Consider the following 13,767-nt stretch of genomic DNA (forward strand, 5'->3'; position numbering starts at 1 on the left):
CGGCACTCGGCGGGCGTATACTCTGCCCATGGTGTGGCGAGTGAACCACGTAGCCATATGATCGCCGAACTGCTGGACCCGAGACACCCGCTGGCCGAGCTCGCGGGCTGGGACGAGCGCGTGCGGCTGATGGTGCGCCCGCGCCGCTTCGAGCATGTGCTGAGGGTGGCGGAACTCGCCTGCCGCATCGCCTGCGCCAACGGCCTGGACGAGGCGCGGGCCTACGCGGCGGGCATTCTGCACGACATCGCCCGCGACCTGCCGGACGCGGAGCTGCTGCGCCTGGCGCCGCCCGAGTGCGCCATCGACAGCGCCCACCCCCTCGCCCTGCATGGCCGCGCCGCCCGCACCCTGCTGGAACGCTGGGGTTACCGCGACCCGGTGGTGCTGGAGGCGGTCGAGGACCACACGACCGGCCCGCGCGGCGACAACGGGGTCGCCGCCTGCGTCTACGTCGCCGACGTGTCCGAGCCCGGGCGCGGCGTGAACGACGACATCCGCGAACTCGCCCTGCAAGACCTCGACGCGGCCCTGAGCCGGGCGATCATCTCCAAGGTCACCTACCTCCAGGGGCGCGGCATCCAGGTGCATCCGCGCACCCTGCGGGCGTACCGGGCGTTGCCCTGCATCGGGGGGGCGCCCGCCGCCGTGCCGCCGGGCGTGTCCTCCCCCGGCGCAGGCTCCCACCTGCCCACATGACCGGCCCCTCCCCCCAGTCTCCCATCCCCGAGTTCAACTTCTCCTTCGCCAACCCCCGCTCGCGGTCGCGCCTGCGGTCGGTTCAGGCCTTCGGGCTGAGCCTGGCGGCCCTCACGCTGGGGGGCCTGGCGGTGCTGAAGGCGCCCGGGAGTGCCGTCGCCGGGGCCACCCCCACCGGGGCTCCCCCCCACTTCACGGTGCTGCTGGCGGGGCGGGACATCGTGTACTGCTACTACCGCACCCCCTGCAAGGACCAGGACCAGCGCACCGGCCTCCTCCAGACACCGAACACCGACACGCTGATGCTGGTGAAGGTGGACGGCACCCGCGTGAACGTGCTGAGCATCCCGCGCGACACGAACGTCGGCCCGTTTGACCCGGGCCGCAGCCGGGCCGAGCAGAAGGTGAACAGCCGCTACTGGGCGGGTGGCCCCCACGCGCTCACCCAGGCCGTGGAGACGATCACGGGCGAGCGGGTGGACGCCTACGTGATCGTGCGGACCGATTACGTCGCGCGGGTGATCGATGCGCTGGGCGGGCTGGACGTGACGGTCCCCAAAGGCGGCATCGAGTGGGTGGACCAGGCGGCGGGCGTGAACCTGAAACTTTCGGAGGGGAACCACCACCTCGAAGGGGAAGAGGCCGTGCTGTTCCTGCGCGTGCGCAAGGGTTTCGGGGACGATTACGGGCGCATCGACCACCAGAAGCAGGCGCTGACGCAGCTCGCCGCGCGGCTCAAGTCGCCCCAGGGGCTGAGCGCCCTCCCCACCATCCTGGGCGGGGTCGGGCACGGGGTGGAGACGAACGTGGACCCCAACCTCTTCCCCTCGCTGGTGCCGTTCCTGCCGGGGCTGAAGCTCTCCTTCGCCACCCTGCCCACCCGGACGATTCCGGGGACCTTCAACCTCGCGGTGGACCGGGAGGCACTCGCGCGGGTATGGGGCACGGGGGGTCAGGCGCAGACGGCGAGTACCGACCTGCCGGGGGTGAGCGTGCGTATCATGGATGCCAGCGGCGCGGGACTCGGCCCGGCGCTCGCCCGCGCCCTGCGGACCCTGGGCTACCCCCGCGTGAGCGTGCAGGAGGCCCCCGCCAGCGGCGAGGCCAGCCAGGTCTTCACCGGGCAGGACGTGGGGGCCGCGAACACGCTCGCCGACACGCTGGGGCTCCCCCGGCTGCAAGGTGAGCGTTTCCCGGTGGGGGCGGGCGAGGTCGGTATTCTGCTGGGCAAGGACGCTCGCCAGAGCCTCGCCGCCCTGGGCGCCCTGAACGGGGGACCCACCGCCCAAGCCCCCCTCACCCGACCGGAGAACGAATGACCCCACACACCCACACCGATTCCCTGCACCGCCAACTGCGCGCCATCGTGGACGCCGCCCGCGAGCGCCGCGCCGAGAACGTCGTCGTGCTCGACCTGACCGACGTGTCCTCGACCCTCGAATACTTCGTGATCTGCACCGCAACCGCCGGGCTTCAGCTCAACGCCGTGCAGGAGAACATCCGCGAGAAGGCGCAGGAGGCGGGACTCCCCCGCCCCACCGTCGAGGGTCCCAGCGAGCGCTGGCTGCTGCTCGCCTTCGGCGGGAGCATCGTGGTCCACATCATGACGAAAGAAGCGCGCGAGTATTACGACCTGGAGGGGCTCTGGAGCGACGCCCGGACGCTGGACTTCCCCGAGCAGGCGGCCCCCCGGCCGGGGAGCGGCCAGCCCTCCGCGTAGAAGCCCCCTCCTGACACTCGCCTGACCTCGCGGCGGACAATGGAGGGCGATGAGCCATGTGGTCGTGATCGAGGACGAGGGCACCGTGCGGGAGGTGGTGCGCTTCCACCTGGAACGGGCCGGGCTGCGGGTGAGCGCCTTTGACACCACGGGGGCCGCGCAGGGCACGCTCTCGTCGGCGGACGCCCTGGTCCTCGACTGGATGCTGCCCGGCGAGAGCGGCCTGGGCTTCCTGCGGCGGCTGCGCGGCGACCCCGAGTTGCGCCGACTCCCGGTCCTGATGCTCACCGCCCGCGCCGCCGAGGCCGAGCGGGTCGAGGGCCTGGAGAGCGGCGCGGACGACTACCTCACCAAGCCCTTCAGCGCGGCCGAACTCGTCGCCCGCGTGCGCGCCCTGCTGCGCCGCTCGCTGCCCGACGCCCCGCAACAACTGAGCAACGGCCCGCTGGGGATGGACCTCGCGGCGGCGGACGCGCGGCTCTCGGGCACCCGGCTCAACCTCACCCGGCGCGAGTTCGACCTGCTCGCCTTCCTGACGCGGAATGCGGGGCGGGTGTACTCGCGCGGCGAGTTGCTCGACCGGGTCTGGGGTGCCGACTTCCTGGGCGGCGAGCGCACCGTGGACCAGCACATCACCCAACTGCGCGCCCACCTGGGGGACGACCCCGCGCGGCCCCGCTTCCTCGAGACGGTGCGCGGCAAGGGCTACCGGATGCGCCCCTGGACGGAGGAGGGCTGATGGACCTCCCCTCCGTCCTGCCCGGGCGTGCGGACGCCTGGATGGACGCCCTGCCCCAGGCCGTGCTGCTCTTCGAGGCCGGGGTGGACGCCCTGACGGTCATGCGGGTCAATGCCGCCGCCACCCGGCTCTGGGGCGTGCCGCAGGAGCGGGCGGCGGGGCGGCCCCTGCTGGAGGTCGTCCGGCGGCACACCCTGGAAGCCCTCGCCGAGCGCGGCGGCGAGCTGGAGCTGGAGGCGGGCGGGCGCACCCTGCGCTGCACGGCCATCCGCGCCGCCCCCGGGCAGCCCGGCGCCCTGATCGTCGAGGACATCACCGCGCACCGCCGCCGTGAGGCCGAGCTGCGTGAGGCAACGGCCGTCCTCTCGCACGAATTCCGCACCCCCGTCACCGGGCTGCGCGGGGTGCTGGAAGCGCTGGAGTACGACATGCCGCAGGGGCTCGCGCAGAGCTTCGTGCGGCAGGGCCTTCAGGAGGTCGAGCGGCTGGCCCGGCTGGTGGAGGACCTCGCCGTCGGCTTCCGGCCCACCCGCGCCCGCACCCTGCCGCTCGCAGAGGCCTTCGCCCGGGCCGAGCGGCTGCTGGCCCCGGAACTCGCCGCGCGGGGGACCACCCTCACCTTCGGGGCCGACCACCTCGTGCGCGCCGATCCCGACAAGCTGCTGCAAGTCCTGCTCAACCTGATCGAGAACGCGCTGAAGTACGGCCCGCCCGGTCAGCCCGTCGAGGTCGCCACCGCCCCGCGCGGCAGTTGGGTGGAGGTCGCCGTCCTCGACCACGGGGCGCCGCTGGAGGGCACCGAGGGCCTCTTCCGCGCCCACACCCGGGGACCGCACGCGACCGGTCAGGGGAGCGGCATGGGCCTGTACATCGTGCGCAGCATCGTGCAGGGCTGGGGCGGCCAGGCCTGGACCGAGCGCCGGGGTGAGCGCAACGCCTTCTGCTTCACCCTGCCGGGCGGGGCGGGCATCGGCTAGGGCGGGGTCCCGGGGGCACAAGAGGAGGGAGGAGGCCGAGTACGCCTCCTCCCTCCTGGTGACGCCTCAGCTCCGGCGCGGCCCCTCGGTCGGCCCGCCCAGCTTGACCTCGGTGCGTTCCTCGGTGCGGCCCCGCCCCGCGAGACCGGCCAGGCCGATCAGGCCCAGCAGCCCCCAGGGAAAGCGGCTGCCCTGCTGCTCGTTGCCCGGAACGCCGTCACTCTCCGAGGTCGTGGTGACGTTGTCGTTCTGCACGGTTCCCGTCGTGTCGGTCGTGGTGGTGTCGGTGGAGGTCGTGTCGGTCGTCTGGGCGGTGGCCGTCACCGGGGCCGCGACCAGGACCAGCGCGACAAGGATCTTCTTGAGGTTGGGGGTCATAGGTCCTCCTGTTGGGGTGGGAAAAAGGCGGGCTCAGCTCCGGCTGTCGCGGCGGTCGTCATCGTCACCGATGACCCGGACGTTCCCGGTCTCGTTCACGTCGAGGACCTCGCGGCCCACGGTATCGGTCACGGTCTGCTGCTCGGTCACCGTGCGCTTGGAGACCTCGACCTCCTCGGTCACGACCGCCTGCTTCTGAACGTTCGCCCGCTCGGCCTCCAGCTCCACGCGCACGGTCTCGCTGGCGCCGTCCGCGAACACGTCGCCCTGAACCGGACGTGCCTCCGTCACGGGGTGGCGCTCGATGACGACCTCCTCGCGCTGAAGGGGCACGTTGACCGTCTCCTGTCGGGTCTCGACGTGCTTGCCGATCTCGACCTGCCCGGCGAGGTAGCGCTCCTTGTTCACCGACAGGCGCTCCTCCAGAAGCTGGAGGCGGCCCGGCGTCTTGAACATCCGGTCGGAGCTGTCCTCGTCGCGGTAGTTGTAGGAGCCCGTCGTCCCCGTTCCCGCCGCCGCCATCCCCGTCCCCATCGCCGCGGTGTCCGTCATGGTCTGGGTGCTGGAGGTCGTCATGCCGGTGTCGCCGCGCAGCACCCGCTCGTCGCTGCTCTGGAGGTCGAAGGTGTAGTCCTCATCGGAGGAGTAGCGGTGCATGGAGCTGAGCTGGGCCGCCGTGAGACCGTCAAAATGAACGCCGTCGTCCTCGATGCGCGCCAGCCCGATGGGGATAATCCGGGCGCCCTCCAAGCCGCCTCCGTCGTCGTCGACGAGGAGGTAGCGGATCTTCCCCTGGTCGTCGTCCACCAGCACGTCGCGCACAGTGCCGATACGCTGACCACCGCTGATATAGGCCGCCGAGCCGATCGGGTTGTATATCCCCGTGTCCTGGAAGTCCTGGCTGAACCTGCTCGAAATATCGGACAGTCTGTGCAGATGTGGCATACCTTTGGCTCCCTCTGAACTGAATTGCTGTTCGGAGCTATTGTCTGCATTGCGGCCATTCATTGTCTGAGAAGACTAAAAAGTGCATGTAACCCTAACGTTGCTTGAAGTGTCCTTCAAGGCCGGGTTAATCAGGGGCCAGACAGGATCATGACCTCCCCATGACCCAGCGACTCCCCGCGGGTGATACGTTCCTGACAGGAGTGCCCATGCGTGAAGCCCTCGAAACCGACCTGCGAACCGTCCTGAACGGCGTCCTGAATATGCTCGGCACGGTCGAGCGGATGCTGCCCATCGCCGGGGAGGTGCTGCTGCACGGGCGCACCGAGCGGCTGGGCGAGGTGCAGGCCATCGACCGCGAGGTGGACGCCCAGGAGGATAGACTCGAGGCCGAGTGCCTGCGAATCATCGCCCTGCACCAGCCCGTGGCGCGGGACCTGCGGCTGGTCGCCCTGATCCTCAAGAGCCTGTCCGACATCGAGCGGATGGGGGATTACACGGTGCATGTCGCGCAGGACGGAGCGGAACTCGCCCGGCAGCCCGCCCTGAAGCGCTACGTGAACCTGGGGCGGATGCTGGAGCGCCTGGGCGAGATGAGCCAGAACCTCCGCACCGCCATCGCCGACCGCGACGTGACCCGCGCCGAGGCCACCATCCGCATGGACGACGAGGTCGACGACCTGTACGAGCAGATTCAGCGCGAACTCGTCACCTACATGCTCGAAGACCCCCGCAACATCTCCAAGTCCCTGATGCTGATGCGGGTGGGCCGCAGCCTGGAGCGTATCGGCGACCATATGGAGAACGTGGCCGAGCGGGTGAGGTACTGGGTGACGGGGCAGCGGGAGGCGTAGGGGACGGGAGAGTCGGGACCATGGAGGCCCTTTCGAGCAGTGATCCCGAAAGAGCGACCGTCGCTTTAAGTGTTGTCCGCGCTTTGCTCGGGGCGGTCACGCCGGAAATACGCCGCGTAGGCTTCGTGATGGACGGGCGAAGGATTCAGATTCTGTGTATCCACGATGGTGCGCCGAGCGAGAGTCTCAGCGAAGAGATGAACGACGTTGAGGCGGAAATCCTGGGCGATTTTGCCGCCGACGTATCTGTAGAAATACAACTCGTGAGGCTGGATGCTCCGGCGGCCATAGAAAGGGAAGCCGTCTGGGTCTACGCTCGAAAAGAAGGAGCGCCCAATTGACAATCCGAGGAAAGGACCGCCGGAGTTATCGCCAGAGCCGCCAACCCACCGTATAGATGCAGCTCTTCGTGTCCAGCAGGTACAGGTTGGGATTCGGCATCACAACAAAGGCTCCCTCTCCTGCATGGGGGGCTGCTCCCGCTCAATGGGATTCTCGAAGCTGGTCAGGGCCGCGAAGATGGCGTCCCCGTCCTGCCGCTTCACGGGCGTAACGACCAGCCCGCGGCCGCACCGCCTGATCTCCACCTCGCCGTAGGGAAGCTGAACCTCCGATGGAATGCGGACAACCTGACTCTTGCCGCTCCTGAACACTTTGCTCCGGGTCATGCCCCACCTCCCCTTCAGGTAGCCACCGTATCCACGTCCTCCGCCCACAGCGCCCGCATCTCCTCGCTGCGGTCCAATAGCTCGGCCAGCGTCCCCGAGTCGGTCAGGTGCCCGTGCTCCAGCAGCAGGATGCGGTCGGCGCGGGTCAGGGCGGCGCGGCGGTGCGAGACGACGAGGCAGGTGGCGTCCGTCTCGCGGAAGAGGCCGTCCCACAAGAGGGCTTCCGTGCGGGCGTCCAGCGCACTGGACACGTCGTCGAACACGAGGAGATCGGCGTCGCGGGCGAGCATGCGGGCGACGGCGGTGCGCTGCACCTGCCCGCCGGAGAGCTTGACGCCGCGGGCGCCGACCTGGGTGTCCAGCCCCGCCGGAAGCTGCGCCACATCGGGTTCCAGCACGGCGAGCCGTACGGCCCGCTCCAGCCTCTCCGGGTCGCTGCCGCTCAACACGTTCTCGCGCAGGGTGTCGGAGAAGAGGCTGGGAATCTGGGCGGTGTACGCGCTGCGGGGCGGGACGAGGAAGGTGGCGGGGTCCGTGACCTCCTCGCCGTTCCAGAGGATGCGCCCCGAGTCAAGCGGCATCAGGCCGAGCAGGGCGCGCAGCAGGGTCGTTTTGCCACTGCCGATGCGCCCGGTGACGACGACAAACTCGCCCCGGTGCAGGGTGAAGCTCACGTCGGTGATTCCCGCGCCGCTGGGATGATGGGCGGTCAGGCCCTCCACCCGCAGTTCCTCCAGGGGACGGGCTTCGGGCGCGGTGTCCCTGGCGGGCGGCTCGTCATACAGGTGGACGGGGTGGTGGGCGACGACTGTTCCGGCGGGCGCGTCCTGGAGCAGCCGTTCCATCCGGTCGTAGCTGACCCCGGTGCGCCGATGGCGGGCAATCGCGTCGCCGAAAAAGCCCATCGAGCCGGTCAGGCGCGGCAGCAGGCCGATGAACAGCACGAAGTCGGCCACGTCGAGTGCCCCGCCCCGCACCTTGTTCGCGCCCAGCAGCAGCACCAGCCCCACCGCCACGTTCACCATGTTGGTGTTCACGCCGCGGATCAGCTCGGTGAGGAGCACGTCGCGCAGGGCCGCGCGGCGGCGCACCTCGCCGAGGGCGGCCATGCGGGCGACCATCTGATCCTCGCGGGCGGCGAGCTTCACGGCGCTGACGGCCCCGAAAGTCTCGCCGATGAAGTCGGTCACTCGGGCGGTCGCCTCACGCATCCGCCGGCGGTAGGTGCGGATCTTGGGCGAGAGGCGCTGCACGAACACGATCATCAGCAGGAGCGGCGTGCAGACCAGCGCCGTGATAATGGGGTCCACCCGCGCCATCAGCGTGACCGCGATGAGGCAGTAGGCGACCAGGCCCCAGCCGTCCACCCAGACCTCGGTGTAGGCGGCCACGTCGTCCACGTCGTCGCGGAAGCGGCTGACCGCCTCGGCGGGGGTGTCGGGGAGGCGGCGCGAGCCCCGGGCAGTGAGCAGGTAGCTCAGCAGGTTGCGCCGCACCAGGGCGTCCAGCGTGTACCACAGCTCGATCCAGGCCACGAACGCCCCGTAGAAGATGCCGAAGCGGCTGAGGCGCACGAACGCGAACCATCCGACCGACACCCAGGCGGCGGCGACCAGCGGGTCGATGGGCGCGCCCGCCGACCGGAGCGGGTCCGCCTCCTCCAGGTGCCGGAATACGCCGCTGACGGCCAGGGTGAGCAGCGCGGGCGCGGCGTGGACCATCCCCCACATCAGCAGGTTGAAGGCGAAGAGCCCCGGCCGGTACGTGAAGAGCCGCCGGGAGAGGGCGAAGGTGCGGTCGTGGGCGGGGGGGGGCGAGGTGGTGGTCATGGGAGGCTCCGCAGACAGGGCAGTGGGAAGTGGTGAGTGGGAAGTGGAAAGGAGGGACGGGGGCTCCGGCCCGGGCAGGGGCAGGCGCAACCACTCCCCACTGACCACGGGCCACTTCCTACCCCCCTCACGCCAGCACCCCTTCCTCCAGCTCCTCTGTCCCGGCCCGCAGCAGCGCCGCGTAGTGGCTGTGCCCGTCGCGGGCGAGGGCGGCGCGGGGGCCGTCCTCCAGCACCCGCCCGTCGCCCAGGACGAGGATGCGGTCGGCGCGGGCCACGGTCTCCAGGCGGTGGGCGATCACGATGGCGGTGCGCCCGGCGAGCAGGCGGGTCATCGCCTGGGTGAGCTGCGTCTCGGTGGCGGGGTCCAGGCGGCTGCTGGGCTCATCGAGGATGATCACGGCGGGGTCGCGCAGCAGCACCCGGGCGAAGGCGAGGAGCTGCGCCTGCCCCGCGCTGAGGCTGCCGGTGGGCAGGGGCGTCCGCACCCCGTCCTCCAGCCGGGCCAGCCAGCGCCCCAGGCCGACCTCGCGGAGCGCGGCCTCGACCTCGGTGTCGGGGACCGAGTCGTCGAAGAAGGAGAGATTGTCACGGACGGACGCCTGGAAAAGCTGCACGTCCTGGGTGACGACCGCCACCCCGGTGCGGAGGCTATGCAGCCGCACGTCACGGGTGTCCACTCCGCCCAGTTTCACGCTGCCCTCGGTCGGGTCGTACAGCCGCGACACCAGGCGGGTGAGGGTGGTCTTGCCGCTGCCCGTCCGGCCCAGCAGGCCGACCGTCTGCCCGGCGGGAAGGTGGAAGGAGATGTCGTGCAGCACAGGGCGAACGCCAGGGTCCTCCGGCGCGTAGCTGAAGCTCACGTGCTCAAAGCGCAGGTCGAGGGGGCCGTCCGGCAGGTCGCGCGTGCCCTCGGTGAGTTCCGAGCGCAGGGCGAGCAGTTCGCCGACCCGGGCGAGACCTGCCCCCGCCTTCTGGAGGTCCTGAAGCTGTTGGGTCAGTTGGTCGATGGGTTCCTCGACCATGCTCATGTACTGGTACAGCAGGAAGGCGGTGCCCAGCGTGATCGCCCCCGCCGCGTACAGGCCGACCGCCGCGCCCAGGATGCCCACGTACCCGGCCGCGAACAGGATCATGCTGAGCTGCCACACCACCGCCCGCCGCCGCCACGAGAAGGTGCTGCGCCGGAAAAACTCGCGCTGAACGCGCAGGAAGCCGCGCAGGTGGTGTTCACCCGCGCCCAGCGCGCGCACGTCGTCCAGCCCCGAGAGCCGCTCCTCGACGTAGCCGAAAAGCTGGGCGCTGCTCTCGCGCTCCAGGCGGGTGGGTTCCACGCCGATCTTCCGCACCCGGTTCATGGCGATCAGGGTCACCGCCACGAAGAGGGTGATCCCCACCCCCACCCGCCAGTCTGTCAGGTAGAACATCACGACCGCGCCGAGCAGGAGCAGCGCCGCCCCGAAGACGCGCACCGCGAACTGCGAGAAGAAGTTGCTCAGGGCCGTCACGTCGCCGTCGATGCGCTCGATCATCTCGCCGGGCGTGCGCTCCTTGTGCTCGCGCATGTCCAGCGAGAGCATGTGCCGCATCAGGTCCGCGCGCAGCCGGTTGGTGGCCGTCCAGCCCACCCGCGCGCCCACGTAGGTGGCCCCGGCAGTCAGCAATTGCACCCCCACCGCGAGCGCGATGTACAGCCCCGCCAGCCGGGCGAGCAGCCCCACGTCTGCCCCAGAGCCCAGCTTGGCGTTGTCCACGAAGCGGCGCAGCAGTTGCGGCAGCAGCAGGTTCAGCCCGGTGCCCGTCAGCAGCAGCGTGGCGAGCGCGATGACCTGCCATTTCAGCGGGCCGAGGTACGTCTTCAGGACGCCCAGCGCACCGGCACGCGGTGGGGAAGATGAGGAAGGAGACGGCGCGTCGGGCATTTTTCCAGGCTAGGACGGCGGGGGATGAGGACGCATCCGCCGAGTGGCGCAGTGGGGGGGGCGGGATTCATGAGGGTCCGAACAAGGCCGTTCCCACTTCCATCCAGTTGTCCGCGCCGGTCAGGTGCAGGTCCTCCAGAATCCCGTCCCACTCGTCCGGGTAGTACAGCAGGGCGCGGGCCGTCGCCTCGTGCACCTCATCCGGGGTGAGGTTCAGGGTGGCGGCCCAAGCCCGTCGGGCGGCGGGCCAACGGCGGAATTGGTTCACGGCGGGCGAGATCAGGTCGTGGGCGGGCGGGCCGGAACGGGCGTCGCTCCAGTCGATCAGCCCGGTCAGAGTGACGTGCCCGGCCTGCTCCCCGCACAGCAGGTTGAGGAAGTTCAGGTCCCCGTGCAGCAAGACCGGCGCGTGCGCGAAGCCGGGGCCGTTCCACACCACGTCGAGCAGAAACGCCTCGGCACTCCGGGCTAAGGCGGGAGGAGCGCGCAGTTCGCGGGGGAGTTCGAGCCCCTGACGCAGGAGCAGCCCCGGCCAGTCGAAATGGAGGTCGGCGGGGAGGGGCAGGGCCTGCACGGCGCGCAGCAGTTCCGCCTGCTGTCCTGCAAGCCGAATCTGCTCGGACTCGGCGAGCTCTCCCCACACCTCCCGCAGAGGCCTGCCCGGCAGGCGCCGCGTGACCAGATACGCCCACTTTCCCAACGTCCCCCCAGCCAGCAGGTCGGGGGTGGGCAACGGCAACTGCCCCCGGACTGCCCGGAGCGCCGCGCCCTCCCGCCGCGCGTCCCCGGCCCAGAAGGGGGGCACAAGCTTGACCACCGCGTCCCCGACGGCAAACACGGCATTCTTCCCCAGCCGGAAGCGGGTGAAGTCGCCTTCAGGCAGGCCGTGGCGCTCCCGGACCTCCTCCAAAGCCGCTCGCCAGGGAGCGAGGGGCTGGGTATGGAGGGTCAGGAAGGCGCCGTAGGTGAGGGGTTCGGGGAGGAGCATCCCGTCAGGCTAGGCCGCACCGGGGCTCGCCACATCCGCTGCGTGGCGGACCCGCAGGACGTTACAGTTCCGCCAGCTTTGCCAGCACCACTTCCGGGCGCACCGTGTAGTCGCTCGTCTTCGCCTCCACATGCTCGAAGCGCACCACACCCGCCTTGTCGATCAGGAAGACGGCCCGCCCGGTCACCCCGCGCTCGTCGATGGCGACCCCGTACTGCCGGGCCACGTTCAGGTTCAGGTCGGCGAGGAGGGGCACCTCGATGCCGTACTCGGCGGCCCAGGCCTTGTGGGTGTACACGCTGTCGCGGTTGACGCCCAGGACCACGGCCCCGGCCTCGGCGAAGTCGTCCTGCCGCCCGGAATACTCGGGAAGCTGCATGGAGCAGACCGGGCTGAAGTCGAGCGGGTAGAAGACCAGCACCACGTGGCTGTGCCCCCGGTAGCTGCTGAGGGTCACCGTCTCCCCGGTCGAGGAGGGCAGCGTGAAGTCGGGCGCGGGCTGACCGAGCAGGCTCATGGCGTCCATGGTAGCGAGTGGGGGCGGGTTACTCCGTCCTTTTGAACATTCCCCACAGCAGTCCGGCCACGACAGGCAGCACGATAAGAGCCGCCGTGAGCCAGCCGCCCACGCCCCAGCCGCACGCACGGTTGGCGAGGCCGAGTCCCGCACACAGCACGGCAAAGAGAATCAGCCAGGGAAAAGAACGCCGGGAAGACTCCGTCACCACGTCACCGTACCCTGGCCTGAACGGCACCGACGCCGGAACTATGAATGTTTCCCGCTTTACACCGCGTCCCAATTCACCGGTGTGTCAGGAAAGGGGGGCTAGTCTGGACGAGTACCGTCCACCACTCTGCACCCCCGGACGGCAAGGAGACCGACATGGCCGAGATTCTCCCCCCCAACATGCTGAACGAGCGCCCGCGCACGCCCGCCGGGCTGCTGAGCAACCGTGAAAAAGACCGCCTGATCGAGCGGGGCTTCCTGGGCCTGTACCGCTGGTACACGGCGCGCAGCCAGGAGACGCGCAACTGGAACCCCGACCGGTCCTTCGACTGGCGAAACATGAACAAGGACCTGCCGCCCGAGGTCATCACGGTGCTGCAGGGCTTTTTCGCGGTCGAGCAGTACGCGCCCGACTTCACCAGCCAGCTTATCCACGTGGTCCGGCGCTCGCATGGCCGCAGCCACTTCCAACTGCGCTGGGGCAGCGAGGAGGAAAAGCACGCCGACGCCTGGGAGAACGCCGTGCTGTTCAGCGAGCAGCGCAGCCCCGAGTGGATCGAGGAGTACAAGCAGCGGCTGCGGTCCCAGACCTGGGAACTGCCCTTTCCCGACGCAATCCACAACCTCGCGTACACCGTGTTTCAGGAGCGGGCCACCCAGCTCAACTACCTGAACATGATGAAGATCGCCCAGGGGAGGAGCGAGAAGCCGCACCTGAAGGGCGTGACCGACCCGGTCCTCGCCAAGGTCGCGCAGACCATCGCGGTGGACGAGGCGGCGCACTACAACTTCTTCCTCGAGGGCCTGCGGATGTACCTCTACTACTACCCCGAGCGCACGCTCGACGCGATCAAGAACGTGATTGCGCAGTTCTCCATGCCCGCCGCGCAGCTTGTGCCCGACTGGCAGGAGTTCTACGAGACGGTGTACCGTGCGGGCATCTACGGCCCCCGCGACTTCTCGCGCGACGTGATGCAGGTCGCCTTCCGCAACCTGGGCATCGAGAGCCGCAAGGCGCTGGAGGAGGGCATTCGCAAGACCCGCGAGGTGCCCGACTTCGACGGCGGCAACTTCAAGACGACCGCCATCTTCGAGACCTTCGACTACGGCCAGGTCGAGGGCGACGTGCGGAGGCTGCACGTCAAGATTCAGGACTACGAGAAGGAGATCGGCTTCGACAAGCTCGACCCCACCGAGTTCGTCGAGAACCCCGAGGTGCCGAAGAAGGCGGAGTCCGGGCAGGCGGCGGACGACTGAGCCACCCCTCAAAACAGTGAGGCTCCTGCTCTGGCGGGGGCCTTCTGCGTTGGGGCCTGACCCGC

General features: G+C 69.8%; 16 protein-coding genes. 8 read left to right on the plus strand and 8 right to left on the minus strand.

Going from position 1 to position 13,767, the window contains the following annotated elements:
- Positions 1 to 57: 57 nt before the first annotated feature.
- The 5 genes from yqeK to DAERI_RS16880 are packed head-to-tail and all read left to right on the plus strand — an operon-like array spanning position 58 to position 4,135.
- A complete protein-coding gene (yqeK, locus tag DAERI_RS16860; RefSeq protein ID WP_103130604.1) occupies positions 58 to 699 on the plus strand; it encodes a bis(5'-nucleosyl)-tetraphosphatase (symmetrical) YqeK in 642 nt (213 codons plus the stop codon).
- On the plus strand, positions 696 to 2,018 hold the full coding sequence (locus tag DAERI_RS16865) for an LCP family protein (RefSeq protein WP_103130605.1): 1,323 nt from the start codon (positions 696 to 698) through the stop codon (positions 2,016 to 2,018). The genes yqeK and DAERI_RS16865 overlap by 4 nt, the downstream gene beginning before the upstream one ends.
- Complete coding sequence (rsfS, locus tag DAERI_RS16870) at positions 2,015 to 2,419, plus strand: ribosome silencing factor (protein WP_103130606.1); 405 nt, start codon at positions 2,015 to 2,017, stop codon at positions 2,417 to 2,419. Before DAERI_RS16865 ends, rsfS begins: the two co-directional genes overlap by 4 nt.
- A 49-nt stretch (positions 2,420 to 2,468) precedes the next feature.
- Positions 2,469 to 3,158 carry a winged helix-turn-helix domain-containing protein gene (locus DAERI_RS16875; RefSeq protein ID WP_103130607.1) on the plus strand — a complete coding sequence of 230 codons (690 nt, stop codon included), beginning with the start codon at positions 2,469 to 2,471 and terminating at the stop codon, positions 3,156 to 3,158.
- Entirely contained in the window at positions 3,158 to 4,135 is a 978-nt protein-coding gene (locus DAERI_RS16880; protein ID WP_103130608.1) for a sensor histidine kinase, read from the plus strand. Before DAERI_RS16875 ends, DAERI_RS16880 begins: the two co-directional genes overlap by 1 nt.
- Before the next feature lie 66 nt (positions 4,136 to 4,201).
- Here DAERI_RS16880 and DAERI_RS16885 read toward each other — a convergent pair whose 3' ends face one another.
- Positions 4,202 to 4,513 (minus strand): hypothetical protein, encoded by a 312-nt coding sequence (locus tag DAERI_RS16885; protein ID WP_103130609.1) that lies wholly within the window; start codon positions 4,511 to 4,513, stop codon positions 4,202 to 4,204.
- Positions 4,514 to 4,546: 33 nt separating this feature from the next.
- Entirely contained in the window at positions 4,547 to 5,458 is a 912-nt protein-coding gene (locus DAERI_RS16890; protein ID WP_103130610.1) for a PRC and DUF2382 domain-containing protein, read from the minus strand.
- 209 nt (positions 5,459 to 5,667) lie between these two features.
- Between DAERI_RS16890 and phoU the strand changes: the two genes are divergently transcribed.
- Both phoU and DAERI_RS22125 read left to right on the plus strand, forming a co-directional pair.
- Entirely contained in the window at positions 5,668 to 6,312 is a 645-nt protein-coding gene (gene phoU, locus DAERI_RS16895; RefSeq protein ID WP_103130611.1) for a phosphate signaling complex protein PhoU, read from the plus strand.
- A 20-nt stretch (positions 6,313 to 6,332) separates the two neighbouring features.
- The gene (locus tag DAERI_RS22125) at positions 6,333 to 6,653 is read left to right on the plus strand and encodes a MafI2 family immunity protein (RefSeq protein ID WP_133162062.1); all 321 of its coding nucleotides are present in this window, start codon (positions 6,333 to 6,335) and stop codon (positions 6,651 to 6,653) included.
- A 99-nt stretch (positions 6,654 to 6,752) separates the two neighbouring features.
- Here the strand turns inward: DAERI_RS22125 and DAERI_RS16900 are convergent, their stop codons facing one another.
- The 6 genes from DAERI_RS16900 to DAERI_RS16925 all read right to left on the minus strand — a co-directional run bounded on the left by DAERI_RS16900 (position 6,753) and on the right by DAERI_RS16925 (position 12,443).
- Positions 6,753 to 6,980, minus strand: coding sequence for an antitoxin (locus DAERI_RS16900; RefSeq protein ID WP_103130612.1), 228 nt, complete (start codon positions 6,978 to 6,980; stop codon positions 6,753 to 6,755).
- Positions 6,981 to 6,994: 14 nt separating this feature from the next.
- Entirely contained in the window at positions 6,995 to 8,809 is a 1,815-nt protein-coding gene (locus DAERI_RS16905; RefSeq protein ID WP_103130613.1) for an ABC transporter ATP-binding protein, read from the minus strand.
- 127 nt (positions 8,810 to 8,936) lie between these two features.
- On the minus strand, positions 8,937 to 10,730 hold the full coding sequence (locus tag DAERI_RS16910; RefSeq protein WP_103130614.1) for an ABC transporter ATP-binding protein: 1,794 nt from the start codon (positions 10,728 to 10,730) through the stop codon (positions 8,937 to 8,939).
- A 67-nt stretch (positions 10,731 to 10,797) separates the two neighbouring features.
- Complete coding sequence (locus DAERI_RS16915) at positions 10,798 to 11,718, minus strand: phosphotransferase family protein (RefSeq protein WP_103130615.1); 921 nt, start codon at positions 11,716 to 11,718, stop codon at positions 10,798 to 10,800.
- Positions 11,719 to 11,779: 61 nt separating this feature from the next.
- Positions 11,780 to 12,235 carry a peroxiredoxin gene (locus DAERI_RS16920; protein ID WP_103130662.1) on the minus strand — a complete coding sequence of 152 codons (456 nt, stop codon included), beginning with the start codon at positions 12,233 to 12,235 and terminating at the stop codon, positions 11,780 to 11,782.
- 28 nt (positions 12,236 to 12,263) lie between these two features.
- On the minus strand, positions 12,264 to 12,443 hold the full coding sequence (locus DAERI_RS16925; RefSeq protein WP_133162063.1) for a hypothetical protein: 180 nt from the start codon (positions 12,441 to 12,443) through the stop codon (positions 12,264 to 12,266).
- A 158-nt stretch (positions 12,444 to 12,601) separates the two neighbouring features.
- Between DAERI_RS16925 and DAERI_RS16930 the strand changes: the two genes are divergently transcribed.
- Complete coding sequence (locus DAERI_RS16930; RefSeq protein WP_103130617.1) at positions 12,602 to 13,702, plus strand: acyl-ACP desaturase; 1,101 nt, start codon at positions 12,602 to 12,604, stop codon at positions 13,700 to 13,702.
- The last annotated feature ends 65 nt before the right edge of the window (positions 13,703 to 13,767 follow it).

Source organism: Deinococcus aerius (assembly GCF_002897375.1).
In the GTDB taxonomy this organism is placed as follows: Bacteria; Deinococcota; Deinococci; order Deinococcales; family Deinococcaceae; genus Deinococcus; species Deinococcus aerius.

What these genes read in the sequence shown, in the direction of transcription:
- DAERI_RS16885 (WP_103130609.1), bottom strand. Translation starts at nt 4,513, where the DNA reads ATGACCCCCAACCTCAAGAAGATCCTTGTCGCGCTGGTCCTGGTCGCG.
- phoU (WP_103130611.1), top strand. Translation starts at nt 5,668, where the DNA reads ATGCGTGAAGCCCTCGAAACCGACCTGCGAACCGTCCTGAACGGCGTC.
- DAERI_RS16875 (WP_103130607.1), top strand. Translation starts at nt 2,469, where the DNA reads ATGAGCCATGTGGTCGTGATCGAGGACGAGGGCACCGTGCGGGAGGTG.
- DAERI_RS16930 (WP_103130617.1), top strand. Translation starts at nt 12,602, where the DNA reads ATGGCCGAGATTCTCCCCCCCAACATGCTGAACGAGCGCCCGCGCACG.
- DAERI_RS16905 (WP_103130613.1), bottom strand. Translation starts at nt 8,809, where the DNA reads ATGACCACCACCTCGCCCCCCCCCGCCCACGACCGCACCTTCGCCCTC.
- DAERI_RS16900 (WP_103130612.1), bottom strand. Translation starts at nt 6,980, where the DNA reads ATGACCCGGAGCAAAGTGTTCAGGAGCGGCAAGAGTCAGGTTGTCCGC.
- DAERI_RS16880 (WP_103130608.1), top strand. Translation starts at nt 3,158, where the DNA reads ATGGACCTCCCCTCCGTCCTGCCCGGGCGTGCGGACGCCTGGATGGAC.
- yqeK (WP_103130604.1), top strand. Translation starts at nt 58, where the DNA reads ATGATCGCCGAACTGCTGGACCCGAGACACCCGCTGGCCGAGCTCGCG.
- rsfS (WP_103130606.1), top strand. Translation starts at nt 2,015, where the DNA reads ATGACCCCACACACCCACACCGATTCCCTGCACCGCCAACTGCGCGCC.
- DAERI_RS22125 (WP_133162062.1), top strand. Translation starts at nt 6,333, where the DNA reads ATGGAGGCCCTTTCGAGCAGTGATCCCGAAAGAGCGACCGTCGCTTTA.
- DAERI_RS16920 (WP_103130662.1), bottom strand. Translation starts at nt 12,235, where the DNA reads ATGAGCCTGCTCGGTCAGCCCGCGCCCGACTTCACGCTGCCCTCCTCG.
- DAERI_RS16865 (WP_103130605.1), top strand. Translation starts at nt 696, where the DNA reads ATGACCGGCCCCTCCCCCCAGTCTCCCATCCCCGAGTTCAACTTCTCC.
- DAERI_RS16890 (WP_103130610.1), bottom strand. Translation starts at nt 5,458, where the DNA reads ATGCCACATCTGCACAGACTGTCCGATATTTCGAGCAGGTTCAGCCAG.
- DAERI_RS16910 (WP_103130614.1), bottom strand. Translation starts at nt 10,730, where the DNA reads ATGCCCGACGCGCCGTCTCCTTCCTCATCTTCCCCACCGCGTGCCGGT.
- DAERI_RS16915 (WP_103130615.1), bottom strand. Translation starts at nt 11,718, where the DNA reads ATGCTCCTCCCCGAACCCCTCACCTACGGCGCCTTCCTGACCCTCCAT.